The organism is Polaromonas sp. CT11-55, assembly GCF_047303325.1.
Classification (GTDB): Bacteria; Pseudomonadota; Gammaproteobacteria; order Burkholderiales; family Burkholderiaceae_C; genus Polaromonas.
Genome location: NZ_JBKBEX010000006.1, coordinates 86,080 through 109,973, shown reverse-complemented (window position 1 = coordinate 109,973; position 23,894 = coordinate 86,080). Strand labels below are relative to the sequence as shown.

The following is a 23,894-nucleotide window of genomic DNA, read 5'->3' as shown; positions in this document are numbered from 1 at the left end:
AAAAATCAGGGGGTGCGTGCGGCCAGGGCCATGATGCGTTCGGCCTTGAGAACGACCGGTCTGTCGACCATCTTCCCGTCGAGCTGGAAGGCGCCGCCGCCGGCCGCATGCCAGGCGCTCAGGACGCGTTGCGCCCAGGCCTGTTCTTCAGCGCCAGGCCGCAGCGCGCCATGCACGCCGGCAAGCTGCGCGGGGTGTATGCACATCTTGGCGCCGAAGCCGAGGCTGCGCGCCCGCGCCATGTCGGCGGCAACGCGGTCCGCGTCGATGTCGGGCGTGACGCCGGCCACGGGCGAGGGCAAGCCCGCGGCACGTGAAGCGATGGCAAGCTCAATCGCGGCGTGCTGCAGCGCCGGGCTGTCGGCGGGGATGTCGAGGTCGGCCATGTAATCAAGCGAACCGAAGGCCAGGCGCGCGACGCCCGGTGCGGTGGCAAGGTCCAGGGCGGCAAGCAGGCCACGTGCTGTTTCGACCAGCGGCAGCGCGGTGGCGCCCGCATCGAGCGGCGCGAGAACGTCGGCAAGCTGCCGCCTGCTTTCGCATTTCGGAAGCATGACGCAGGCGGCTCGCACCTGCCGCAAAAGCTTCAAGTCGTCCGCGTACCAGCCCGTGCTCGCGTCGTTGATACGGATCAACAGCTTGCCGCGAATCTCTTCGCCGGCAGAGGACATCCACGCCGCGACGGCTTCGCGCGCGGCCGCCTTGCCCGAGGGCGGGACCGCGTCTTCCAGGTCGATGATGACGCGGTCCGCCCCCGAAGCCAGCGCCTTCGCGAATCGCTCGGGCCGGTGGCCCGGCACGAACAGATAGCTCAGCGGAACGGCCGGCGATGAGCTCATACCGCGCCTTCCGCGCGCAATTGGGCAAGCTGTTCGGCGCCGTAGCCGAAGTGCTGCAGGATGGCCTCGGTGTGCTGGCCGAGCGCGGGCACGGCGTCCATGCGCGGCGCGCTGTGCTGCCAGGAGCCGGGCGGCAACAGGGCGGGCACGGCGCCCGCCGGTGTGTCGACTTCACGCCAGCGCGCGCGGGCCTGGAGCTGCGGATGCTCCCACAGCTCGTTCATGGTGTTGACCTGCGCATTGGCGATGCCGGCCGCCTCCAGCCGCTCCACGACCTGCGCGGCAGTCAGTGTGCTGAAGGCTTCGACGATAAGCGACGAGAGCGCTTCGCGGGCGGCGCTGCGCTGTGCGTTGCCGGCAAACCGTGGGTCGGTGGCGAGCGCGGGCTGCAGCAGCACCTTCTCGCAAAAGCCCTTCCACTCGCGTTCGTTCTGCAGGCCCATCATCACGGTCTTGCCGTCACCGGCCGGGAAGGGGCCGTAGGGGTAGATGGTCGCGTGGCTCGCGCCCGTGCGCTGGGGTGGCGCCGCGCCTTCGAAGGCGTAGTAAAGCGGGTAGCTCATCCATTCCGACAGCGACTCGAGCATGGAGATGTCGATGTGCTGGCCCTCGCCCGTCTGCCGACGGTGCATCAGCGCGCCCAGGATGTTGGTGTACGCATACATGCCGGCGGCGATGTCGGCGATCGACGGGCCGGCCTTGGACGGCGTCTCGGGCGTGCCGGTCACCGAAACGAAACCGGCCTCGCTCTGGATCAGCAGGTCGTAGGCTTTTTTGTCGCGATAGGGGCCGTCGCCGCCATAGCCCGAAATGTCACACACGATGATGCCGGGCTTGCGCCTGGACAAGGCCTCGTACGACAGCCCAAGCCGCGCGGCAGCGCCCGGTGCGAGGTTCTGCACCACCACGTCGGCCTCTTCGAGGATCAGGCGCATGAGGATTTTCTGCGCCTCCTCGTGTTTGACGTCCAGCGTCAGGCTTTCCTTGGAGCGGTTGGTCCAGACGAAGTGCGATGCCAGGCCCCGCACCCGGCTGTCGTAGCTGCGCGCGAAGTCGCCCACGCCGGGCCGTTCGATCTTGATGACGCGCGCGCCCATATCGGCGAGCTGGCGCGTGGCGAAAGGCGCGGCGATGGCGTGTTCCAGGGTGACGACGGTGATGCCCTTGAGCGGTTGCATGGCGTCTCCTCAGGCCAGCGTGGCGGTGGCATCCATCGTGAGCCAGCCTTCGTGGTCGCGCCCCCACAAATGCACGCTCTTGCCGTCGGCCGAAGGCTGGCCGTGGATGGAGAAGGGATTGACGTCGAAGGTGGGCCGGACCGCCTTGAATTCAAATTTTCGTACCGTGGCGTCGGGCATATGCCGGCGCAGCAGGTCCATGAGCAGCGTGGCGATCAGCGGGCCGTGCACGATGAGGCCCGGGTAGCCCTCGACCTCGGTGACGTACTTGCGGTCGTAGTGGATGCGGTGCCCGTTGAAGGTGAGGGCCGAATAGCGGAACAGCAGCACATCGTCGGCGGTGATGCGGCGCACCCACTCGAATTCGGTCGGCACGGCCTGCGGCGGCGGGGCCACGTCACCCGGTGCCGGTGCCGCGCGGTAAACGATGTTGTGGTGCTCGGTCAAGGCCACGCCCGCGGCGCCGTTGCGGCGAATCTCGTGGCGCACCTTCACGAACACCAGGCTGCCGGTGCGGCCGCTTTTCTCCTTCACGTCGACGATGGTCGAGGTGCGCGCCAGCGCATCGCCGACGCACAGCGCTTCGTGGAATTCGAAATCGCTGCCGGCCCACATCCGGCGCGGCAACGAAACGGGCGGCAGGAAACCGCCGCGCCGCGCGTGGCCGTCCGGCCCGATCTCCGACTGCGCATGGATGGGCAGGAAATACAGCCAGTGCCACAGGCAGGGCAGCGGCGTGCCCGGCGCGGGCCGCGCGGTGTCCGGGCGGTCCAGTGTGGCCGACAGCGCCGCATACGGCGTAGCGGTGGCGATGTCCTCCACCGTCTCGCTGCGGCCTATCCAGTCTTGCAAATTCATGGTGATATCCGTCCGGGAAAATTATTCGGCCTTGATCCTGGCGGCGGACACAACGGCCTTCCAGCGCGCCACTTCTTTTTGCACCAGGGTTTTGAGCTGCTCGGGCGTGCTGGTTTCCACTTCGGCGCCCTGGTCCTCGATGCGTTTTTGCGCGCCTTTATCGGCCAGCACGGCGTTCATCTCAGCATTGAGCCGGTTGACCACGGCCTTGGGTGTCTTCGCGGGCGCGAACATGGCGTACCACTGCGACATGCTGACGTTGGCGATGCCCTGTTCGGCCAGCGTGGGGACGTCAGGCAGCACGGGAGAGCGCTTGTCGCCGGCGATGCCCAGCGCCTTGAGCTTGCCGCCCTTGATCTGCGGGTACGCGGTGAACAGGCTGGGGAACATGTACTGCGTGCTGCCGGCGATGGTGTCGAGCACGGCGGGCGCCGAGCCCTTGTACGGAACGCTGGTCACATCCACACCAACCGACAGCTTGAACAACTCGCCCGCGATGTGCGGCGCCGTGCCGTTGCCGGCCGTGGCGTAGCTGTAGGTGCCGGGTCTGGCCTTCAGGTAGTCGACCATTTCCCTGGCGTTTTTCACGGGGACGTCTTTGTTGGCCACCATCACGGTGGGCGAGGCGGCCACCATGCCGATGGGCTCGAAATCGGTGACGGGGTCGTACCTCAGCTTCTGCAGCGCCGGGTTGATGCCGTGCGTGGCGATGTAGCCGAACATGATGGTGTAGCCGTCAGGCGCCGCACGCGCGACGAAGTCGCTGGCGATCGCGCCGTTGGCGCCGGCCTTGTTGTCGACGATGACCGGCTGGCCTATCCGGGCGCTCAGGCCCTGGGCGATGATGCGCGCCATGGCGTCGTTGGCCCCCCCGGCGGAGGTCGGCACGACGATGGTGACGGGTTTGGCCGGCCAGGCCTGGGCGAATGCCTGGCCGGACATGAGTACCTGCAGGCCGGCGCCGAGCGCCAGCGCGAGGGAAAGCTTTAAGGGATTGAAGAAATGTGGAACCAGCATGAAATTGTCTCCTTCGTTTTTTTCACTGGACGCATCATCGGCTTATGCAGGAATTCCGTGAAGTGCAACTTTTGCTAGTATTAGTGCATGGCACGCATCAATTTCGATTTGCAGCAACTGGAGGCCTTCGTGGCAGTGGCCGAGCGCGGGAGCTTTCGCGCGGCGGCCGACCACATCCACCTCTCGCCACCGGCTTTGAGCCGGCGCGTCGACAAGCTCGAGACCATCCTGGGCGCAAGGCTCTTCAAGCGCACCACGCGCGATGTCGAGCTGACGGCCCTCGGCCAGGTGTTCCTCGATCGCGCGCGCGCCGCGCTGGACGACCTTGAGTCCGCCATGCTCGGCATCACCGACATCGCCGCAAGCCGCACGGGCCGGGTCACCGTGGCCTGCGTGCCTTCTGCGGCCATCCATTTCCTGCCCTCGGTCGTGAGCTCGTTCTCGGAGCGCTACCCGCTGATCCGCGTGCGGGTGATCGACGAAGCCGCGGGCGCGGTGATGGCCAGCGTGGTATCGGGCGAGTCGGACTTCGGCATCAGCTTTATGGGCAACCAGGTGCCCGGCGTGGACTTCGAGCCTATCCACACCGACCCCTTTGTGGTGGCCATGCCGCGCCGCCATGCGCTCGCCGGGCGCAAGACGATATCGTGGAAGAGCCTGGAAACCGAGCGCCTGATCGCGGTCGCGCGCACCAGCGGCAACCGCCAGTTGCTGGACGACGCGCTGGCCAAGGCGGGTGTCAACCCGTCGTACCGGCTCGAGGTGAGCCACATCGCGACCTTGCTCGGCATGGTCGACGCGGGGCTCGGGCTTGCGGCCGTACCGCGCCTGGCCTTGCCGAAGCGGCACCCGTCAATGGTCGGCATCACGCTGGTCGCACCGACGGTGTCGCGTGTATTAGGCCTGGCCACCTTGCACGGCACGACCTTGCGCGCGCCGGCGAAGATGTTTTACGACTACCTGCATACGGCGTTGAAAGAGCATCGCTAGGGGCGAGCGGCAAAGCCGGGCCGCCGGTGCAGACCGAACACCCATGCCGGCTACATCGGTGGATGAGGGGCGTCTTGACGCCCTCACCTTTTTACCGCGCAGGCTTCAGGTACTCAGTCCAGGTTCGGCCTGAGGGCCGGCCCATGGCCGTGATGCGGGCTGCGCATAACGCTGCACCGAAAGGTCGTCGGCGCGGATCTCGGGCGCGCGGCCGCTCATGACATCGGCCAGCAGGCGGGCGGAGCCGCAGGCCATGGTCCAGCCCAGTGTGCCGTGGCCGGTGTTGAGGTACAGATTAGGCAGCGGCGTGCGGCCCACCAGCGGGGTGCCGTCCGGGGTCATGGGCCGCAGACCGGTCCAGAAGCTAGCCGCACCAGCGTCACCGGCGCCGGGGAACAGGTCGTTCAGGCACAGTTCCAGCGTTTCGCGGCGCCGCGGGTTCAGGCGCAGGTCAAAGCCGCGCAGTTCCGCCATGCCGCCCACGCGGATGCGGCGGTCAAAACGCGTGATGGCGATCTTGTAGCTCTCGTCCAGCACGGTCGACACCGGCGCACGGTCCGCGTCGGCGATGGGTACGGTGATCGAATAACCCTTGACCGGATAGACGGGGATCTTCACAGCCTCCGACAGCAGGGCCGTGGAATACGAGCCCAGCGCCATCACATAGGCATCGGCTTTCAGCAGGCGGCCGCCCTGCAACACGCCGGCCACCTGGCCGGCACAGAGCTCTACGCGGTCTATGGCTTCGCCAAAGGAAAAACGCACACCCATGGATTGGGCCAGGTGGCCGATACCGGTGGTAAACAGGTGGCAGTCACCCGTCTCGTCGCCGGGCAGGCGCAGGCCGCCCACCAGCGGCCCGGTGGCGATGGCCGGCTCCGCGCGCACCAGTTCGTCGGGTCCCAGCAGTTCGTAGGGAACACCGGCAGCGCGCAACACGGCCACGTCCTTGCCGACGGCGTCGAGCTGCGCCAGGGTGCGGAACACCTGCAGCGTGCCGCCCTCGCGGCCTTCGTAGCGCAGGCCGGTATCTTCACGCAGCTGCGCCAGGCAGTCGCGGCTGTATTCGGCCAGCCGCACCATGCGCTCCTTGTTGACCGCATAACGCCGCGGGCTGCAGTTGCGCAGCATCTGCCACATCCAGCGCAATTGGTCCATGCTGCCGTCCAGGCCTATGGCCAGCGGCGCATGCTTCTGGAACATCCAGCGCAAGGCCTTGAGCGGCACGCCGGGCGCGGCCCAGGGCGCCGCATAGCCCGGCGATACCTGGCCGGCATTGGCAAAGCTTGTTTCGCGCGCGGGGCCGGGCTGGCGGTCGACAACCGTGACCTCATGGCCTGCCCGGGCCAGGTAATAGGCCGTGGTGGTGCCGATCACGCCGGCGCCTAGCACCAGGACTTTCATGCGAGATTGCCTTGACAAAGGTACTTGGTGTGCAGGTAATCGTCCAGGCCCCAGTGCGAGCCTTCGCGGCCGTAACCCGATTCCTTCACGCCGCCGAAGGGCGCGGCCTGCGCGGCGATGGCGCCTTCGTTGATGCCGACCATGCCGGTCTCCAGGGCAGAGGCCACGCGCCAGATGCGTTTGACGTCGTTGGAATAGAAGTAACCGGCCAGGCCGTAGGGCGTGTCGTTGGCCAGCGCGACAACTTCCTCTTCGGTCGCGAAGGGGAAGATGGCGGCCACGGGGCCGAAGGTTTCCTCGCAGGACAGGGCCATCTCTTTGGTGGCACCGGTCAGCACCGTGGGCGCGTAGTAGTTGGGCCCGGTGGCGACGTCGTTGCGCACGCGGCAACCACCCACCACCGCCTTGGCGCCCTTGGCCACGGCGTCGTTCACATGGCGCTCTATCTTGTCCAGCGCACGGGCATTGATCATGGGACCGATCTCGGCCTGCGGCCAGGTTGCGGGACCGACCTTCAGCGCGCCCACCCGGGCCGCCAGCTTGTCGACAAAACGGTCGTGCACCGTCTGGTGGACGTACACGCGGTTGGGGCTGACGCAGGTCTGGCCGCCGTTGCGGAATTTCGAGGCCATCAGGCCTTCGACGGCCGCGTTGATGTCGGCATCTTCGAACACGATGAAGGGCGCGTTGCCGCCCAGCTCCAGCGACAGCTTTTTGAGCGTGGTAGCGGACTCGCGCGCCAGCAGCTTGCCCACCGGCGTGCTGCCGGTGAAGCTGATCTTGCGCACGCGGCCGTCGGCCAGCCATTCGCCGACCACTTCCGGCGTGCGATCGCGCGAGGCGGGCACGATGTTGAGCACGCCGGGCGGCACGCCCGCTTCCTCGGCCAGCTTCACCAGCGCCAGCGATGTCAGCGGCGTGTCTTCGGCCGGCTTGGCGACCACGGTGCAGCCGGCGGCCAGCGCGGGCGCGATCTTGCGCGCGATCATCGCGGCCGGGAAATTCCAGGGCGTGACCACGGCCACGACGCCAACGGCTTCCCGCAGCACGATGTAGCGCTTGGAGGTGACGGGCGCGGCGATGACTTCACCGTGGGCGCGCACACCCTCTTCCGCGAACCATTCCACATAACCCGCGGCATAGGCAATCTCGCCGCGCGATTCGGCCAGCGGCTTGCCCTGCTCGCGAGAGATCAGCGCGGCCAGCGGCTCCACGTCGCGCTCTATCAGCGCCTGCCATTTCTTGAGGATGAGGCAACGCTCGCGCGGCGGGCGCGCCTTCCAGGCGTGCAGCGCCCCGGCCGCGGCATCGGCGGCCAGGCGCGCATCGGCGGCGCCGCCATCGGCGACGGTGGCAATCAGGCTGTCGTCGGCCGGGTTGCGCACCTCGAATTGGCGGGCGTCTTGGGCCGCTTGCCAGCGGCCTCCAATGAAGTTCAGTGTTTCCATGTCAGTTCAGTTCAGTTCGGTTCAGGGCAATTCAATTCGGATGAAACGGCCGCGGCTCAGGCCGTGCATTCCTGCGGCTGCGCCTTGGTCTTTTGCAGCTGCAGCAGTTCGTCGGCACTGCGGTGGCAAAACACCTCCACCCCACCTTCAAGCTCGCGCCGCGGCGGCGTCTTGCTGTCGCACAGACCGGCCACACGCAAAGGACAGCGGTCCAGGAAGCTGCAGATGCCCGCGCGGTCGATAGGCGCCTGCACCAGCGGCAGCGCCGCGCGCTGCGCCGCCCCGACTTCTTCCAGCCAGCCCTGGCGCAATTCCGGAACGGAGTTCGCCAGCAGATGGAAGTAGGGATGGCGCGGCGCGTGCGCGAAGGCCGAACGCGTGAGCGACTCCACCTTCTGGCCGGCATACAGCACCACGATCTCGTCGCACACGGCGCGCACGGTGTTCATGTCGTGGCTGATGAACATATAGGACACGCCGAGCTCCTTGCGCAGCTGTGCCAGCAGGTCGAGGATGGCGGCGCCCACCACGGTATCCAGCGCCGAGGTGACTTCGTCGCACAGAATCAGGTCCGGATCGGCGGCCAGCGCGCGCGCCAGGTTGACGCGCTGCTTCTGCCCGCCGGACAGCCCCACGGGCAGGCGCCGTGCGCAGGCCTGCGGCAGTTGCACAAGGTCGAGCAGCTGCGCGATGCGCTTGTCCAGCGCCTCGCCCTTCAAGCCGCGGTACAGCTGCAGCGGCCTGGCCAGGATGTCTGCGATGGTGTGCGAAGGATTGAGCGCCGTGTCCGCCATCTGGAACACGATCTGGATGCGGCGCAGTTCCTCGGGCGTTCGCTGGCTCACCAGGCGTGGCAGCGGCTTGCCGTCAAACATGATCTGGCCGCCGGCGGGGCCTATCAGCCCGGCGACAGCACGGGCCAGCGTGGTCTTGCCTGAGCCCGATTCACCGATCACACCGATGGCCTGGCCGCGGTACAGGCGCAGGCTTACGTCGTCCAGTACCGGCGAGGCGGGCCGGCCGTGCTTGTCCAGCGGGCCGTAGCCGGCGACCAGGTTGCGCACTTCCAGCAGCGGCGTGGCGCCCTCGGCATGCGCCTCACCGGTGCGCGCCTTGGGGTTGGCGGCGGCGATCAGGCTGCGTGTGTAGTCGTCTTTCGGTGTGGTGATGATCTGTTGCGTGGTGCCAATCTCGCGCTCGGCGCCGTCACGCAGCACCAGGATGCGGCCGGCCATCTGGGCCACCACCGCCAGGTCGTGCGTGACATAGACCGCCGTGGTCTTGCGCTCGCGCACCACGCGGCGGAAGGCGTGCAGCACCTCGATCTGGGTGGTGACGTCCAGGGCCGTGGTGGGCTCGTCGAAGATCACCAGGTCCGGGTCGCTCATCAGCGCCATCGCGGCCATCAGCCGCTGCAACTGCCCGCCTGAAACCTGGTGCGGGTAGCGCTGGCCTATGGTGTCGGGCTGCGGCAAGGCCAGTTCACGGAACAGCGTCACGGCTTTTTTCTCGGCCTCGACGCGCGGCATCAGCGAATGGATGTGCGCGGTCTCGACCACCTGGTCCATGATGGTGCGCGAGGGGTTGAACGAAGCCGCGGCGCTCTGCGCGATATAGGACACGCGTCGGCCGCGCAGCCGGCGGCGTTCGGATTCGGTGAGCGCCAGCACGTCGGTGTCGCCGATGCGCACGCTGCCCCCGGCGATGCGGCAACCGCTGCGCGCGTAGCCCATGAGGGCCAGGCCTATGGTGGTCTTGCCGGAGCCGGACTCACCGATCAGCGCCAGCACCTCGCCGGGTTCGATGCGGAAGGACACGCCTTTGACGATTTCTGTTTCGCCGCCGCCGGCGGCCTGCGCGACGACGCGCAGCTCATTCACGCGGACAGTAGCGCCCATCAGTGTTTCTCCCTGTCGGCGTCGGTATGGCCCGGTAAGTTGTCGATCACGAGGTTGACCGCGATGGTCAGCGCGGCGATTGCAAACGCCGGGGCGAGCACCGAGACGCCGCCCACCGGCAAAGCGCCCAGGTTCTCGCGCACCAGAGAGCCCCAGTCGGCCATCGGCGGCTGCACGCCCAGGCCCAGAAAGCTCAGGCTGGCCAGCAGGCGCAGGGCGTAGACGAAGCGCAGGCCCATGTCGGCCAGCAGCGGGCCGGTGATGTTGGGCAGGATCTCGCGGCGCATGATGTAGGCGTGGCGTTCACCACGGGCGCGCGCCACCAGTACATAGTCCATGGCGTTGATGTTGATCGCCAGCGAGCGGATGATGCGGTAGGCACCCGGCGTGTAGACGATGGCGGCCACGGCAATGAGCAGCGTGACCGAGGAGCCGAAGCCGGCGATGATCACCAGCGCGAACATCTTGCTCGGGATGGAGACCAGGGTGTCGAGCAGCCGGCTCAGGGCCGAATCCACCCAACCGCCCGTCACGGCGGCCAGCAGGCCCAGCACTGCGCCCACGCCACAGGCGATCAGCGTCGCGACGAAGGCCACGCCAATAGTGTAGGGCGTGCCCGCAACGATGCGCAGGAGCATGTCGCGGCCCAGGTAGTCGGTGCCCAGCCAGTGTTGCGCGCTCATGCCCTGGAAGACGCCGGCATCGGACATCTCGCCGAGCGCGTTGTCAGGCACGAAACAGGCGTAGATCGCCACGGCCACCCAGAAGGCCAGCACGGCCAGGCCGAACTTGCCGGCACGGGACCAGCCCGAGAGCCAGGCGCGGCGCTTCGTGGCCGCCGTCGAAGGTACAAGAGTGGCGACGTTCATTGGTGCCTCAATCGTGGGTTGGCGACGATGCCGCACACGTCGGCGAGCATCACCAGGATCAGGTAGGCGGCGCAGAAGATCATGGCGCAGGCCTGTACCAGGGGCATGTCCCGCTGGGAGACGGCGTCCACCATGAGCTTGGCGATGCCCGGGTAATTGAAGATCACCTCAACGATGATCACACCGCCCAACAGGTACGAGAGGCTGAGCGCCACCGCGTTGGCGATGGGGCCGATGGCATTGGGCAGCGCGTGGAACAGCACGGTGCGCGCGGCACTCGCGCCTTTGAGCCGCACCATCTCGATGTAGGCCGCCGCCATCTGGTCGATGACGGCCGCGCGCGTCATGCGCAGCATCTGCGCCACGATCACGCTGCCCAGGCTGAGCACCGGCAAGGCGAAGGAGCGCAGCATTTCGCCCGGCGAGGAAATGTTGACATCGTAGGAGAGCGCGGGCAGCCATTTGAGCTGCACCGCGAACACCAGCACGGCCAGCGTGGCCACCAGGAATTCCGGCACCGACACGACAGCCACCGTCGCCATGCTGATGAAGCGATCGAAAGCCGAACCGCGCCGCAAGGCGCACAGGATGCCCAGGCCCAAGGCCAGCGGCACGGAAAATGCCGTCGTCACCGCGGCCAGCAGCAGCGAGGCGGGCAGGCGGCTGTTAACGGCCTCACCCACCGGCATGCCGGTGACCACCGACTTGCCCGCATCGCCCCTGGCCATGCCGCCCAGCCAGTCGAAGTAGCGCAGCACCGCACTGCGGTCCAGGCCCATCTCCTTGCGCAGCGCCGCCACCGCTTCGGGCGTGGCGTCCTGCCCCAGCTTCTCTTCGGCCGCGTCGCCCGGCAGCACGGCGGTGATGGCAAACACCACCGCCGACACCGCCAGCAGCGAAGCCAGGCCGGCAACAATCCGGTTGGCAACCAGTTTCAAAATCGTGAAGTTCATACAAGGCTCTTCCATTCAAGTGCCATCGCGGAACCGGCTTTGCCGGGCCGCAGGTGGCGCCCCCTTGGAGGGGGGAGCGCCAAAGGCGCTTCGGGGGTGCTTCACGCCTCCAACCACACGTGTTCCGCGAAACTCGAACCCATCATCCCGCCCAGCGGGATCGCCTGCAAGCCCTTGAGCTTCTTGCTGTGGCCGTCCAGGCTGGAGAGGAACATCGGAATGCCGATACCGCCTTCGTTGTGGATCAGGACCTGCATGTCGGCGTACATCTGGGTGCGCTTGGCCTGGTCGGTTTCGCCGCGCGCGGCCACCAGCAACTGGTCGAACTTCTCGTTCTTCCAGCCGGACTCGTTGGTGGGAGAGTCGGACTTGAAGAACAGGGTCAGCGCCAGGTCGGCCGTGGGGCGCGTGTTGATGTTGCCGAAATTGACCGGGTGCTTCATCCAGTGCTGCGACCAGTAGCCGTCGGCCGGCATGTTGCGCACGTCCAGGTTCAGGCCGGCCTGCCGCGCCGCATGCTGCAGCACCAGGGCCATCTCCACCGAGCTGGTGGCGGCCGTTGAGGCCACCACGGGGATGGCGGCGCTGCCCAGATTGGCCTTTTGCAAGTGCCACTTCGCCTTCTCGGGATCGTAGGGGCGCTGCTTCAGGCCCTTGAAGAAGAAGCGGTCGCCCGGATTGATGGGCTGGTCGTTCGCCACGACGCCACGGCCCAGCTGGATGGACTTGAGCATCTGCTCGCGGTTGAACAACAGCTTCATGGCCATCACGAAGTCCGGGTTGGCGCCTGGGCCGCTGTCGCGCCGCATGATCAGGTCGGTGTACGAAACGCCCTTGGTTTCGAAGATGACGGCCTTGCCGCTGGCGTTGACGCGGTCGATGGAGCGCGGGTTGACCCGGGCGATCAGATCAAGTTCGCCCGCCAGCAGCGCGTTCACGCGCGCCGTTTCGTCGCTGATGCCCACGTGCTCGATCTCGTCCAGGTAAGGCCGGTTGGGCTTCCAGTAGTTCTCGTTGCGCACGGCGATCGCGCGCACGCCGGGCTTGAACTCCTTGACCTTGTAGGGCCCCGTGCCAATGCCCGCGTTGAAATCGGTCGTGCCGTCCTTGACGATGTGGAAGTGATAGGTGCCCAGGATGGCCGGCAGGTCGGCATTGGGCGCCACCAGGCGGATGGTGACTTCATTGGGGCCGGTGGCCGTCACGTCTTCGATCTGGTCTGCCAGCACCTTGGCCTTGGAGCCGATGGCCGGGTTTTTGTGTCGCATCAGCGAGAACACAACGTCGGCCGGCGCCAGCGGCTTGCCGTCGTGGAAGGTGACGCCCTTGCGCAGCTTGAAGATCCAGGTCTTGGCGTCCTTGGTGCTGAACGCCTCGGCCAGCTGGGGCTGCGGTGTCAGGCTCCCGTCCAGGTAGGTCAATCCGTTGTAGAACATGAAGCCGCGGGAATAGTCGGTCGCGTTGCCTTGCTTGGCCGGATCCAGGGTGTCGCTCACCCCGGAACTGGCTTCGGCGACCTTGATGCGACCGCCCTTGCGCGGCGTTTGCGCATGCGCGCTGGCAGCGACGCCCGCGATGCCGCCGGCCAGCGTGGCCTGCATGCCGCCGGCCATCAGCATGGCCAGCACGTCGCGGCGGTTTGCACCGCGCTGCAGCGCACCAAGAATGCGCGTGCTCTCTTCAGGGCCGATCAGGCCGCTTAGTTGCTTCTTATCTGCCATGGTGTTCTCCTGGTTTCTCGTGGGGGGTAAAGGCATTGGAGCACCGCGCGGCCGGGGATATACCTTGATCGTACGGGGGTGCGTGGTTAAAACTGCGGTTTTGTGGACGGCCGGCGGCATGGTGTGCGGTGCGCTGCCGAACGTCCCGGAACCTGTTCGCGGCCTAACCGGGGCCGCGAACGGGTTTTCACAAGCCGACCAGGCCCGGCAGGCCGTTGATGTCCCGGATCTCGGCAAAGCTCCAGGCATCGTTGGGGCGCGGTTCATGGCCGCGGTTGACGAACACCTTGTTCACGATACCCAGGTTCTGCGCCGGGAAGATGTCGTAGCGCGGGTTGGCAGACACATGCAGCACGTCCTCGGGCGCACAACCCAGCTGGTCGAGCATGTATTCGAAAGCCCGCAGCCGCGGCTTGTAGGCGCCGGCATCCTGCGCGGTGTAGATCTTGTGGAAGGGCGCCTGCAGCTTGGCCACGTTGTGGTGGATCTGCTCGTTCATGGCGTTGGACAGGATCACCAGCGGGATCTTCTTGCCCACGCGCGTGAGGGCGTGCGGCACGTCGGCATGCGGGCCCCAGGTCGGCACGGCGTCGTAGACCGTGCGAGCGTGCTCGTCCTTGAAGGCCAGGCCGTGGCGCTTGCAGGCGCGCTTGAGCGCCGAGTTCAGCACCTGCTCGTAGGGCTTCCAGTCGCCCATGACTTCGTCGAAGCGGTAGTCAGCGAAATCTTTCAGGAATACATGCATGCGCTCGGGCGGCAGCTGGCCTTCATAGAGGTCGTAGGCCACCTGGTGCATGGGGAAGTAGGTCAGCGTGCCGTAGCAGTCGAAGGTGATGTACTTGGGGCGGAAGGTCATGAAAGCGTCTCCTTGGGAAGTAGCTGGAAGGTCATTGAAAGATCATGAAAGGTCAAGGTCACGAAAGGGGCCGCGAGCGAATCCGCCGCCATGCCATGAATGCTATTGAAGCGCCGCCGCAGATGCTGCGGTTGTGCGCCGCGTGCGCATCGTTCATGCCGAATGCCCGCGGCGAAACGGCAGATCAAATCCGGCCCGGGTGGGTACCATGACTTCGATTCTTCAGTGGGCCTTTCGTGGGTCCTTAGCAGGCCTCTAGCGGGCATTTATCGAGGGCAATCATGGACAACAACGACACCTCCTCCTCCGGCCGGCCGCTGCGCAGCGCACGCTGGTTCCGCAAGGACGACCTTCCCGGCTTTGTGCACCGTTCCACCCTGGCTGCGGCCGGCTGGAGCCGTGAAGACCTGATGACGCGCCCCGTTGTGGGCATCCTCAACACCTGGTCCGACATCAACCCCTGCAACTCCAACCTGCGCGTGCTGGCGCAGGAGGTGCGGACCGGCATCCTCGAAGCCGGCGGCATCCCGTTTGAGGCGCCGCTGATGTCGCTCAGCGAGAACATCATCAAGCCGACCTCCTTCCCCTTTCGCAACCTGCTGGCGATGGAGACGGAGGAATGCATACGTGCCCATCCCTTCGATGCGGTGGTGCTGCTCGGCGGCTGCGACAAGACGCAACCGGCGCTCATGATGGGCGCGGCCAGCGCCGGCGTGCCCTTTATCTTCCTGGCCAGCGGTCCGGCGACGCCGCGCTCCCTGACCGGCGGCGACCTGGGCAACGCCACCGGTGTCTGGCGCATCGTCGACAGCCTGCGCGCCGGCAAGCTGTCGCAATGCGAGTTCGCGGCCTTCGAGCGCAACGTGATGGGCACACCGGGCCACTGCGCCGAGATGGGCACAGCCTCCACCATGGCCGCCATCGGCGAAGCCCTGGGTGTGGCCCTGCCCGGCAGCAGCATGGTGCCGGCGGTCGACGGCCGGCGCACCCAGATCGCGCGCGAAGTGGGCCGCCGCAGCGCCCGCATGGCCGGCGAAGGAGGCCCGTGCCCGAAAGAAATCCTCGACGCGCGCGCCTTCGACAACGCCATCACCCTGCTGTGCGCGGTGGGCGGCTCGACCAACACCATCATCCACCTGCTGGCCCTGGCCGGCCGCGTGGGCGTGCCGCTGACGCTGGACCGCTTCGACGAGATCGCCCGCCGCGTGCCGCTGATCTCCAACGTGCAGCCGGCCGGTGAGCACCTGACCGAGCGGCTCATGGCGGCCGGCGGCGTGCCGGCCCTGCTCAAGACCCTGGCCCCGCTGCTGCACCTGGATGCGCGCACCGTCGATGGGCGCACGATCGGCGACATCATCGCGGCCGCCGAGGTCACCGACACCGAGGTGATACGCCCGCTGGACAAGCCCGTGAAGCCCGGGGAGCCGCTGGTCGTCGTCAAAGGCAACCTCGCACCCGACGGCGCGGTGATGAAGACCTGCGCCGCCGACCCGAAACTGCTGCGCCACCGCGGCCGCGCCGTGGTGTTCGAAGATGTGCAGACCATTGCCGACCGCATTGACGACCCCGCCCTGGGTATTGACGAGAACAGCGTGCTGATTCTGCGCAACGCCGGCCCCGTAGGCGCGGCCATGCCCGAATGGGGCATGCTGCCCATCCCGCGCAAGCTCATGGAGCGCGGTGTGCGCGACATGCTGCGTATCTCCGACGCGCGCATGAGCGGCACCGGCTACGGCGCCGCCGTGCTGCATGTCTCGCCCGAAGCCGCTGTGGGCGGGCCGCTGGCCCTGGTGCGCGACGGCGACATCATCGAGCTTGACGTTGCCGCGCGTCGGCTGGAACTCTGCGTAGCCCCCGAAGAACTGGAGCGCCGCCGCAAGGAATGGCAGCCGCCGGCGCGCACCCACCAGCGCGGCTACCGCAAGCTTTACGACGAGCACATCGAGCAGGCCCACCTGGGCTGCGACTTTGATTTCCTGCGCGGCGCCGACGAAGAGACCCTGCCCGAGGGACTCTTCACCGGCTGGGTGGGAGGCTGGTAAACCCATGAGCATCCTCTACCGATCCGACGCCGCGCGCGCGGCAGGCTGGGCCAACTACTTCGCCCAGCACGCACCCGACCTGGACTTCCGCATCTGGCCCGACGCCGGCGACCTCAAGGAAGTGGAATACCTGATCGCCTGGCAAGCGCCCGCGGGCTTCCTCGCCGAGCTGCCCAAGCTGAAAGTCCTGTTCTCCTCAGGCGCCGGCATAGACCACGTGGACCTGTCCGCCGTGCCCGCCCACATCCCACTGGTGCGCATGGTCGAGCCCGGCATCATCAACGGCATGGTCGAATACGTGAGCCTGGCCGTGCTGGCGCTGCACCGCGACTTTTTTGACTACATGGCGCACAAGGCGAACCACGTGTGGGACCCGCTCGAAGTGCCACCCGCCTCGGCCCGCACCGTGGGCGTCATGGGCCTGGGCAGCCTGGGCTGCGCGGTGCTGGAGCGGCTGGCGGCGTTCGGCTTCAAGCTGCGCGGCTGGAACCGCTCGCCGCGCACACTGGAAGGCGTGGAAACCTTTGCCGGCGCCGACCAGCTGCAACCCTTTCTGGCGGGCTGTGATGTGCTGATCTGCCTGTTGCCGCTGACCCCGGCGACAAAAGGCATTTTGAATCGCGAGCTGTTTGCGGCCCTGCCCAAAGGCGCGGCCCTGGTCAACGTGGGCCGTGGGCCGCAGTTGGTGGATGCCGATCTCATTGAAGCCCTGGACTCAGGCCAGCTCTCCCGCGCCATCCTCGACGTGACCGAGCCGGAGCCCTTGCCGGCTGATCATCCGTTCTGGGCGCATCCAAGGGTTTTCGTGACGCCGCATGTGGCGAGCATGACGCAGCCCGAGAGCGCGGCGCCGATTCTGCTGGAGAACATCCGGCGGGATCAGCGCGGGGAAGCGCTGAGGGATGTGGTTGACCGGGGGCGGGGGTATTGAGGTCCGTCGCCCCCACCGCAGATGCTGCGGTTATGCCCCGCTTGCGCACCATTCATGCCGAATGCCCACAGCGAAACGGCACACCTGTTTCAGGCCCCGGCAGTACCATGACTTCAATTCTTTTGAGAGGCAATCATGGGGAAAGACGACGCAGTGGACGACGCCATCGACGAGGGAATGCGCCTCGTTGAGCAGCTTGCAAGTGCCGGCCACCTGGACCGCCTTTTTATAGACGGTGAATGGGTGTTGCCCCTGGGCCATGGCCGCGCCGCCGTCGTTGACCCATCGACCGAGGAGACCATCGCCGAGATCGCCCGGGGCAATGCGCAGGACGTGGACGAGGCAGTGATCGCGGCGCGGCGCGCCTTTGCCGGCTGGTCTGTCAGTTCCCCCCAGGACCGGGCCGCGCTGCTGGACCGCGTGCACAGCCTGATCCTTGAGCGGGCGGAATTGTTCGCCCAGGCGATCTCGCTCGAAATGGGCGCCGCCATCAGCACGGCGCGCGGCGCGCAGGTGCCCATGGCGGCAGAGCACATTCGCGTGGCGCGCGACCTCGCGGGCAGCTATCCCTTCCTCACCCATCGCGAGGGCGTGGCCATCATGCGCGAGGCCATCGGCGTCTGCGCACTGATCACGCCCTGGAACTGGCCGCTCTACCAGATCACCGCCAAGGTCGGGCCCGCCCTGGCGGCAGGCTGCACCGTGGTGCTCAAGCCCAGCGAGCTGTCACCCCTGAGCGCCCTGCTCTTTGCCCAGGTGCTGCACGACGCCGGCATCCCCGCCGGTGTGTTCAACCTCGTGAACGGCAGCGGGCTGGAGGTGGGTGCCGCGCTGTCGGCGCATCCCGACGTGGACATGATCTCGATTACCGGCTCGAACCGGGCCGGCATCCTGGTGGCGCAGGCGGCCGCGCCCACCGTCAAGCGCGTGGCGCAGGAGCTGGGCGGCAAATCGCCCAACCTCATCCTGCCGGATGCGGATTTCCCGCGTGCCGTTGCGGCCGGCGTGGCGGCGGGCTTTCGCAACGTGGGCCAGTCCTGTAGCGCCCCGACGCGCATGATCGTGCCGCGCGAGCGCCTGGCGGAGGTCGAGCGCATCGCCTGCGAAGCGGTGTCCGCCATCGTCGTGGGCGACCCGCGTTCGCCGCAGACCACGCACGGCCCGGTGGCCAACCGCGCGCAGTTCAACCGTGTGCAGGAAATGATTGACGCGGGCATCGCCGAAGGCGCGCGGCTTGTCTGCGGCGGCCCCGGCCGGCCGCAGGGCCTGGAACGCGGCTTTTACGCGCGCCCGACGATTTTTTCCGACGTGCATACGCGCATGCGCATCGCGCAGGAAGAGATCTTCGGGCCGGTGCTGGCCATCATTCCGTATGACAGCGTGGACGAAGCCGTGGAGATCGCCAACGACACCGTCTACGGCCTGGGGGCGCACGTGCAGGGCCGGGACCTGGCCGCGGCGCGCGCGGTCGCGGCGCGGATTCGTTCCGGCCAGGTGCACATCAACAACCCGCCCTGGAACCCGCATGCCCCTTTCGGCGGCTACAAGCACTCGGGCAATGGGCGCGAGTACGGGGTCGAGGGGCTGCAGGAGTACCTGGAGACCAAGTCCATCCTGGGCTGGCAGGGCGAGCCCAACTGACAACAATATTCGAAAGTGACAGTCAAGATGCATGACTACCCGACCCTCCAGGATATCCGGGAAGCCCGGGAACGGCTGAAGCCGCACATCCGGCATACGCCCTTGTTGCGGGCAGAGAAGATCGAGCCGGCCGTTGGCTGCCAGCTTTATCTCAAGCCTGAAACCCTGCAGATCACGGGCGCCTTCAAGATTCGAGGCGCCCTGAACAAGGCACTGTCGCTCCCAAGAGAGCAAATCGCCAACGGCCTTATTGCGACTTCCTCGGGCAACCATGCCCAGGGGATCGCCTATGCCGCCAGGATGCTGGGCGTCAAGGCGATCATCGTCGTCCCGGTGACGACGCCCAGGATCAAGATCGAGAACACCCAGGCCCTGGGAGCGGAAGTCATTCTTTTCGACGGCGATACGGCCGCCCGCTGGAAAAGGGTGTGCGAGATCGCCGAAGAGAACCAGTACGCGGCGATTCACGGCTTTGAGGACCCGCTGGTCATGGCCGGCCAGGGAACCATAGGCTGCGAGATCCTGGAGGACCTGGAAGATGTGGACACCGTCATCGTTCCCCTGGGCGGCGGCGGCCTGCTGTCGGGAATCGCCACCGCCATCAAAGAAATCAAGCCGTCGGTGCGCGTCATAGGCGCGGAACCCGCCTTGACGCCCAAGTACTACCAAAGCCGGATCAACAAGGAACGCACCTCGCTTCCCCTGAAAAACACCATCGCGGATGGGGTGCGCATCAGCGTTCCGGGCCAGAACCCGTTTCCCATCATCGAAAAGTACGTGGACGAGATCGTTCTCGTGGAAGACGAGCACATCATCGCGGGCATGCGTGTGCTGGCCAAGGATGCCAAGCTGATCGCCGAGCCCGCTGCTTCCATCGGCATCGGGGCCCTGCTGGCCGGCGCTGTCAAGGTGAGGCCCGATGAGAAGGTCTGTGCAGTCTTGAGCGGCGGGAACTGGAATCTGTCCGACCTGGCCGAGATCTACAAAGACGCCGAATAAGCGCAGTTCGAGCAAACACTCGGAGCAAGCACCCGGAGCGAACATTTGGCGCCATAAAAAAAAGCCGCTGAGCGGCTTTTTTTATGCTCCGGTGAAACCTTATTCGAGGAACTCGAAGAAAGCGCCGACCTTGTTCTCGATGGCGTTGCGGTAAATCTTCGCCGCCGTCGTGTTGTCCTGAATGGCCATGCCGGTGGAATCGAAGATCGTGACCTCGTCGTCATTCGCGCGCCCCGGCTTCTTGCCCAGCAGGATCTCGCCGATCTCCGCATGGATGTCGCCCTGGGCCATGATCTTCTGCCTCAAAGGGTGCTGTGTTTCGCCCTTCTCGATGCACTGGGCGATGGAATCGACGACGACTTTCGCGCCCCGGAATATCTGCGGATCGAACTCCTGCTTGCCCGGCGCATCCGTGCCGATCGCGACGATGTGCGTGCCGGGCTTGATCCACTGGGCTTCCACCAGCGAGCCTTTCCCGCGGGTGGTGGTGATCAGGATGTCGGCGTTTTCTACGGCCTCTTGTTTGGAATTGGCCGTGATCACGCGAATGCCGAACTCGCTCTCAATGTCCGCCTTGTACCTGGCCAGCGTCTCGGGATGGTGGTCCCAGGCATGGATTTCTTCGATCTTCATCACCTCCCTGATGGCGCGTATCTGCATCCTGGCCTGGTTGCCGGTGCCTATCGAGGTGATCCTGCTCGCGTTCTTTCTTGCGAGCGCCTTGACCGACACGGCGCCGCAGGCGCCGGTCCTGAGGCCTGTGAGCAGGCTGCCGTCCATCACGCAGACCAGGGCGCCGCTCATGCCGTCGAACAGCAGCACGGTCCCCATGCCGTTGGGCACCCCGTATTGCTCCGGGTTGCCGGTAAATCCGCCCGAGGACGCCTTCATGGAGATCATCTCGTTGCCCTGGTTGTAGCCCAGCTTGAAGTCAATCTCCCCGCGGTGTGAAGGCAGGTCGATGCCGATGTAGGGGGGTTGTATCACCTGGCCGCTGTTGAAGGCCTTGTAGGCTTCCTCCACCGTCACTATGACTTCCTTCATGCGGATCAAACCGCGGACTTCTTCTTTCTTGAGCAACAGTGTTTTCACGGGTGGTCTCTCTCTGGTCGTTCTGTATTCCTGCATGTACAAGTACAACACGAAGGGCCTGCACAAAATCCTGTTTTCACACGGCCGCCGCACAGAAACCCCGGTATTCAGGGCGCCGCGCGGCACAGGCAGCCGGCCGGGCCGGCCGGGCTTTGCAGGGCTGCAGCACGGCGCGCCGGCCCTGGAGCAGAATCTCCTTCCCATCCACCGAGAACAGCATTGTTCGTTGCAAGAAGGCCGCAATCCGGCAGCACCGGTTGCCCGCCAGCACCTACCATGGCTGCATGAACCCACCGCTGACCATGCAACGCGCCCAGGGCGCGGCAACGACAATGCCACCTACCCTGCCGCAACCCCTGCGCCTCCTGGAGACGTCGCCCAAGCCGCCGGCCAGCGCCGACGTCGTCGTGATCGGCGGCGGCATCATCGGTGTGTTTACCGCCTACTACCTGGCCAAACGCGGGCTTTCGGTCGCCCTGATCGAAAAAGGCCGCATAGGCGCCGAGCAATCGAGCCGCAACTGGGGCTGGTGCCGCCAGCAGAACCGCGACGCGCGCGAGCTGCCCATGGCCACCCGCAGCCTGGAGCTCTGGGACCAGTTTGCCGCCGACAGCGGCGAAGACACGGGCTTCAAGCGCTGCGGCCTGCTCTACCTCAGCGATGACGAAGCCCAGATTGCGGGCTGGGCCAAGTGGCGCGAATTCGCGATCACCGCCGGCGTGACCACCCACATGCTCAGCGGCAGCGAAGCCTCCGAACGCGGGCGAGCCACCGGCCGCGCGTGGAAGGGCGGCGTCTTCTCGCCCAGCGACGGCACGGCCGACCCGGCCAAGGCGGCGCCGGCTGTTGCGGCCGCACTCATCAAGCTGGGAGGCACCGTCCACCAGAACTGCGCCGCGCGCGGCATCGAGATGGAGGGCGGTCGCCTCAGCGGCGTCGTCACCGAAGCCGGGACCATCAAGACCCGCGCCGCGGTTCTCGCGGGCGGCGCATGGGCATCGTCCTTCTGCAACCAGCTTGACGTGCGGTTTCCGCTGGCCACGATACGCCAGTCCATCGTGCGTGTGGCTCCGCCGGCGCAGCAACTGCCGGCCGCGCTGGCCGGCCCTAACGTCGCCATCACCCGGCGCCCTGACGGCCACTACGTGCTGGCCATCAGCGGCCGCGGGCGCGCCGACCCCACGCCGCAGCTGCTGCGCTTTGCGCCGCAGTTCATCCCCATGTTCGCCAAGCGCTGGCGCAATGTGTTTCCCGGCGGCCTGGAAGGCATGCGCTGGGGCCACGAAACCCGCGCCCGCTGGAAGCTGGACGACATCACGCCCATGGAACGGGCCCGCATCCTCAACCCCAGGCCCGACGCCGCGGGTGTCCGCGAAACCCACCGCCGTGCCGTCAAGCTGTTGCCCGCGCTGCGTGAAGCCCGCATCGCCAACACCTGGGCGGGCTATATCGACAGCACGCCCGACGGCGTGCCGGGCATCGGTGAACTGCCGCAGGTGCCCGGGCTGATCCTGGCCGCGGGTTTCTCGGGCCACGGTTTCGGCATAGGCCCCGGCGCGGGCCACCTGATCGCCGACATCGTGTCTGGCGCCCAACCGATCTTCGACCCGAAGCCTTTCGACCCGGCCCGGTTCAACGCATCGGCCTGGGGCAAGGTGGCGGATTTCTAGGCTTGCGCGTTTTACCCTACCCCAGCCCGCCCTGGCACAGGTACTTGGTGTGCAAATACTCGTCAAGGCCCCAATGCGAGCCTTCACGGCCGTACCCCGACTCCTTCACGCCACCAAAGGGCGCGGCCTGCGCGGCGATGGCGCCTTCATTGATGCCAACCATTCCAGTCTCCAAGGCCGAAGCCACGCGCCAGATGCGCTTGACGTCGTTCGAATAGAAATAACCGGCCAGCCCGTAGGGCGTGTCGTTGGCCTGCTCCATCACCTCCGCTTCATTCGCGAAGCGAAAGATCGGCACCACTGGGCCAAAGGTTTCCTCGCACGATAGCTCCATCGCGCGCGTGGCGTTGATGAGCACCGTGGGCGCGTAGTAATTCGGGCCGCGCGCCGTTTCATTGCGCACCCGTCGGCCGCCCACGACGACCTTGGCACCCTTGGCCACGGCATCGTTCACGTGCCGCTCGATCTTGTCCACCGCACGGGCGTTGATCATCGGGCCGATCTCGGCCTCCGGCCAGTCCGCCGGCCCAACCTTCAGGGCGCCCACACGCGCGGCCAGCTTGTCGACGAAGCGATCATGCACAGCGGTATGGACGTAGACGCGGTTCGGGCTCACGCAGGTCTGCCCACCGTTGCGAAACTTGGCCGCCATCAGTCCTTCGACGGCGGCGTCGAGGTCCGCATCCTCGAACACGATGAAGGGCGCGTTGCCGCCCAGCTCCAGCGACAGCTTCTTCAGCGTCGCGGCGGAATCGCGCGCCAGCAGCTTGCCCACCGGAGTGCTGCCCGTGAAGCTGATTTTTCGCACCCGCGGGTCGGCAAGCCACTCGCCCACGACCTGCGGGGTATGTTCGCGCGAAGCCGACACGATATTGAGCACGCCCGGCGGCACACCGGCCTCCTCGGCCAGCTTGACCAGGGCCAGCGCCGTGAGCGGCGTGTCCTCGGCCGGCTTGGCCAGCACCGTGCAGCCGGCGGCCAGCGCGGGCGCGATCTTGCGCGCGATCATCGCGGCCGGGAAGTTCCACGGCGTGACCACCGCCACGACGCCTACGGCTTCCTTCAGCACGATGAAGCGCTTGGAGGTGACGGGCGCCGCGATCACTTCGCCGTTGGCGCGCACGCCCTCCTCGGCAAACCATTCCACGTAGCCGGCGCTATAGGCGATCTCGCCGCGTGCCTCGGCCAGCGGCTTGCCCTGCTCGCGCGAGATCAGTTGGGCGAGCGGCTCCACGTCGCGCTCGATCAGCGCCTGCCATTTCTTGAGGATCAGGCAGCGCTCACGCGGCGGGCGCGCCTTCCAGGCCGGCAGCGCCAAGGCGGCGGCGTCCACGGCCAGCCGGGCATCGGCGGCGCCGCCTTCGCTCACTTGCGCAACCAGGCTGTCGTCGGCCGGATTGCGGACCTCGAAGCAGCGCTCGTCCTGGGCGGGCTGCCAGCGGCCCGCGATGTAGTGTTGTGTGTTCATAGTTGATCCTTTCTCAATAA

At 66.7% G+C, this 23,894-nt stretch carries 19 protein-coding genes; 6 read left to right on the top strand and 13 right to left on the bottom strand.

Going from position 1 to position 23,894, the window contains the following annotated elements:
* Nucleotides 1-5 precede the first annotated feature (5 nt).
* Genes ACEN8I_RS08485 through ACEN8I_RS08470 form a run of 4 tightly spaced genes read right to left on the bottom strand, consistent with a single transcriptional unit; the run spans nucleotide 6 to nucleotide 3,892 of the window.
* Nucleotides 6-839 (bottom strand): HpcH/HpaI aldolase/citrate lyase family protein, encoded by an 834-nt coding sequence (locus ACEN8I_RS08485; protein ID WP_413327906.1) that lies wholly within the window; start codon nucleotides 837-839, stop codon nucleotides 6-8.
* A complete protein-coding gene (locus ACEN8I_RS08480; RefSeq protein WP_413327905.1) occupies nucleotides 836-2,017 on the bottom strand; it encodes a CaiB/BaiF CoA transferase family protein in 1,182 nt (393 codons plus the stop codon). Before ACEN8I_RS08480 ends, ACEN8I_RS08485 begins: the two co-directional genes overlap by 4 nt.
* Nucleotides 2,018-2,026: 9 nt before the next feature.
* Complete coding sequence (locus ACEN8I_RS08475) at nucleotides 2,027-2,875, bottom strand: MaoC family dehydratase N-terminal domain-containing protein (RefSeq protein WP_413327903.1); 849 nt, start codon at nucleotides 2,873-2,875, stop codon at nucleotides 2,027-2,029.
* 21 nt (nucleotides 2,876-2,896) lie between these two features.
* Nucleotides 2,897-3,892, bottom strand: a complete 996-nt coding sequence (locus ACEN8I_RS08470; protein ID WP_413327902.1) for a Bug family tripartite tricarboxylate transporter substrate binding protein — start codon at nucleotides 3,890-3,892, stop codon at nucleotides 2,897-2,899.
* A gap of 87 nt (nucleotides 3,893-3,979) precedes the next feature.
* Here ACEN8I_RS08470 and ACEN8I_RS08465 point away from each other — a divergent pair, with 87 nt between their 5' ends.
* Complete coding sequence (locus tag ACEN8I_RS08465) at nucleotides 3,980-4,882, top strand: LysR substrate-binding domain-containing protein (protein ID WP_413327901.1); 903 nt, start codon at nucleotides 3,980-3,982, stop codon at nucleotides 4,880-4,882.
* Between the two features lie 105 nt (nucleotides 4,883-4,987).
* On the opposite strand, the gene ACEN8I_RS08460 is transcribed toward ACEN8I_RS08465, so the two are convergent.
* From ACEN8I_RS08460 to ACEN8I_RS08430, 7 genes are all read right to left on the bottom strand, one after another.
* The gene (locus tag ACEN8I_RS08460; RefSeq protein ID WP_413327900.1) at nucleotides 4,988-6,286 is read right to left on the bottom strand and encodes a D-amino acid dehydrogenase; all 1,299 of its coding nucleotides are present in this window, start codon (nucleotides 6,284-6,286) and stop codon (nucleotides 4,988-4,990) included.
* Nucleotides 6,283-7,734 carry an NAD-dependent succinate-semialdehyde dehydrogenase gene (locus ACEN8I_RS08455; protein ID WP_413327899.1) on the bottom strand — a complete coding sequence of 484 codons (1,452 nt, stop codon included), beginning with the start codon at nucleotides 7,732-7,734 and terminating at the stop codon, nucleotides 6,283-6,285. The genes ACEN8I_RS08460 and ACEN8I_RS08455 overlap by 4 nt, the downstream gene beginning before the upstream one ends.
* A gap of 56 nt (nucleotides 7,735-7,790) precedes the next feature.
* The gene (locus ACEN8I_RS08450) at nucleotides 7,791-9,632 is read right to left on the bottom strand and encodes an ABC transporter ATP-binding protein (RefSeq protein ID WP_413327898.1); all 1,842 of its coding nucleotides are present in this window, start codon (nucleotides 9,630-9,632) and stop codon (nucleotides 7,791-7,793) included.
* On the bottom strand, nucleotides 9,632-10,501 hold the full coding sequence (locus tag ACEN8I_RS08445) for an ABC transporter permease (RefSeq protein ID WP_413327897.1): 870 nt from the start codon (nucleotides 10,499-10,501) through the stop codon (nucleotides 9,632-9,634). Before ACEN8I_RS08445 ends, ACEN8I_RS08450 begins: the two co-directional genes overlap by 1 nt.
* Nucleotides 10,498-11,454, bottom strand: a complete 957-nt coding sequence (locus ACEN8I_RS08440) for an ABC transporter permease (RefSeq protein WP_413327896.1) — start codon at nucleotides 11,452-11,454, stop codon at nucleotides 10,498-10,500. Before ACEN8I_RS08440 ends, ACEN8I_RS08445 begins: the two co-directional genes overlap by 4 nt.
* A 101-nt stretch (nucleotides 11,455-11,555) precedes the next feature.
* The gene (locus tag ACEN8I_RS08435; RefSeq protein ID WP_413327895.1) at nucleotides 11,556-13,175 is read right to left on the bottom strand and encodes an ABC transporter substrate-binding protein; all 1,620 of its coding nucleotides are present in this window, start codon (nucleotides 13,173-13,175) and stop codon (nucleotides 11,556-11,558) included.
* Between the two features lie 187 nt (nucleotides 13,176-13,362).
* Complete coding sequence (locus tag ACEN8I_RS08430) at nucleotides 13,363-14,031, bottom strand: haloacid dehalogenase type II (RefSeq protein WP_413327894.1); 669 nt, start codon at nucleotides 14,029-14,031, stop codon at nucleotides 13,363-13,365.
* 281 nt (nucleotides 14,032-14,312) lie between these two features.
* Between ACEN8I_RS08430 and ACEN8I_RS08425 the strand changes: the two genes are divergently transcribed.
* The 4 genes from ACEN8I_RS08425 to ACEN8I_RS08410 all read left to right on the top strand — a co-directional run bounded on the left by ACEN8I_RS08425 (nucleotide 14,313) and on the right by ACEN8I_RS08410 (nucleotide 19,644).
* Nucleotides 14,313-16,073: a dihydroxy-acid dehydratase gene (locus ACEN8I_RS08425; RefSeq protein WP_413327893.1), complete on the top strand. Its 1,761-nt coding sequence runs from the start codon at nucleotides 14,313-14,315 to the stop codon at nucleotides 16,071-16,073.
* A 4-nt stretch (nucleotides 16,074-16,077) separates the two neighbouring features.
* Nucleotides 16,078-17,004 (top strand): 2-hydroxyacid dehydrogenase, encoded by a 927-nt coding sequence (locus ACEN8I_RS08420; protein ID WP_413327892.1) that lies wholly within the window; start codon nucleotides 16,078-16,080, stop codon nucleotides 17,002-17,004.
* 135 nt (nucleotides 17,005-17,139) lie between these two features.
* Nucleotides 17,140-18,645 (top strand): aldehyde dehydrogenase family protein, encoded by a 1,506-nt coding sequence (locus ACEN8I_RS08415; RefSeq protein WP_413327891.1) that lies wholly within the window; start codon nucleotides 17,140-17,142, stop codon nucleotides 18,643-18,645.
* 15 nt (nucleotides 18,646-18,660) lie between these two features.
* A complete protein-coding gene (locus ACEN8I_RS08410) occupies nucleotides 18,661-19,644 on the top strand; it encodes a threonine/serine dehydratase (protein ID WP_413327890.1) in 984 nt (327 codons plus the stop codon).
* A 99-nt stretch (nucleotides 19,645-19,743) separates the two neighbouring features.
* On the opposite strand, the gene ACEN8I_RS08405 is transcribed toward ACEN8I_RS08410, so the two are convergent.
* Nucleotides 19,744-20,736 carry an ornithine cyclodeaminase family protein gene (locus tag ACEN8I_RS08405; protein ID WP_413327889.1) on the bottom strand — a complete coding sequence of 331 codons (993 nt, stop codon included), beginning with the start codon at nucleotides 20,734-20,736 and terminating at the stop codon, nucleotides 19,744-19,746.
* 344 nt (nucleotides 20,737-21,080) lie between these two features.
* Between ACEN8I_RS08405 and ACEN8I_RS08400 the strand changes: the two genes are divergently transcribed.
* Nucleotides 21,081-22,406 (top strand): NAD(P)/FAD-dependent oxidoreductase, encoded by a 1,326-nt coding sequence (locus tag ACEN8I_RS08400; protein WP_413327976.1) that lies wholly within the window; start codon nucleotides 21,081-21,083, stop codon nucleotides 22,404-22,406.
* A 16-nt stretch (nucleotides 22,407-22,422) separates the two neighbouring features.
* On the opposite strand, the gene ACEN8I_RS08395 is transcribed toward ACEN8I_RS08400, so the two are convergent.
* Nucleotides 22,423-23,874 (bottom strand): NAD-dependent succinate-semialdehyde dehydrogenase, encoded by a 1,452-nt coding sequence (locus ACEN8I_RS08395; RefSeq protein ID WP_413327888.1) that lies wholly within the window; start codon nucleotides 23,872-23,874, stop codon nucleotides 22,423-22,425.
* Nucleotides 23,875-23,894: the final 20 nt, after the last annotated feature.

Excerpts from the sequence above, each read along its gene's own strand:
- ACEN8I_RS08485 (WP_413327906.1), bottom strand. The coding sequence starts at position 839 with ATGAGCTCATCGCCGGCCGTTCCGCTGAGCTATCTGTTCGTGCCGGGC.
- ACEN8I_RS08480 (WP_413327905.1), bottom strand. The coding sequence starts at position 2,017 with ATGCAACCGCTCAAGGGCATCACCGTCGTCACCCTGGAACACGCCATC.
- ACEN8I_RS08475 (WP_413327903.1), bottom strand. The coding sequence starts at position 2,875 with ATGAATTTGCAAGACTGGATAGGCCGCAGCGAGACGGTGGAGGACATC.
- ACEN8I_RS08470 (WP_413327902.1), bottom strand. The coding sequence starts at position 3,892 with ATGCTGGTTCCACATTTCTTCAATCCCTTAAAGCTTTCCCTCGCGCTG.
- ACEN8I_RS08465 (WP_413327901.1), top strand. The coding sequence starts at position 3,980 with ATGGCACGCATCAATTTCGATTTGCAGCAACTGGAGGCCTTCGTGGCA.
- ACEN8I_RS08460 (WP_413327900.1), bottom strand. The coding sequence starts at position 6,286 with ATGAAAGTCCTGGTGCTAGGCGCCGGCGTGATCGGCACCACCACGGCC.
- ACEN8I_RS08455 (WP_413327899.1), bottom strand. The coding sequence starts at position 7,734 with ATGGAAACACTGAACTTCATTGGAGGCCGCTGGCAAGCGGCCCAAGAC.
- ACEN8I_RS08450 (WP_413327898.1), bottom strand. The coding sequence starts at position 9,632 with ATGGGCGCTACTGTCCGCGTGAATGAGCTGCGCGTCGTCGCGCAGGCC.
- ACEN8I_RS08445 (WP_413327897.1), bottom strand. The coding sequence starts at position 10,501 with ATGAACGTCGCCACTCTTGTACCTTCGACGGCGGCCACGAAGCGCCGC.
- ACEN8I_RS08440 (WP_413327896.1), bottom strand. The coding sequence starts at position 11,454 with ATGAACTTCACGATTTTGAAACTGGTTGCCAACCGGATTGTTGCCGGC.
- ACEN8I_RS08435 (WP_413327895.1), bottom strand. The coding sequence starts at position 13,175 with ATGGCAGATAAGAAGCAACTAAGCGGCCTGATCGGCCCTGAAGAGAGC.
- ACEN8I_RS08430 (WP_413327894.1), bottom strand. The coding sequence starts at position 14,031 with ATGACCTTCCGCCCCAAGTACATCACCTTCGACTGCTACGGCACGCTG.
- ACEN8I_RS08425 (WP_413327893.1), top strand. The coding sequence starts at position 14,313 with ATGGACAACAACGACACCTCCTCCTCCGGCCGGCCGCTGCGCAGCGCA.
- ACEN8I_RS08420 (WP_413327892.1), top strand. The coding sequence starts at position 16,078 with ATGAGCATCCTCTACCGATCCGACGCCGCGCGCGCGGCAGGCTGGGCC.
- ACEN8I_RS08415 (WP_413327891.1), top strand. The coding sequence starts at position 17,140 with ATGGGGAAAGACGACGCAGTGGACGACGCCATCGACGAGGGAATGCGC.
- ACEN8I_RS08395 (WP_413327888.1), bottom strand. The coding sequence starts at position 23,874 with ATGAACACACAACACTACATCGCGGGCCGCTGGCAGCCCGCCCAGGAC.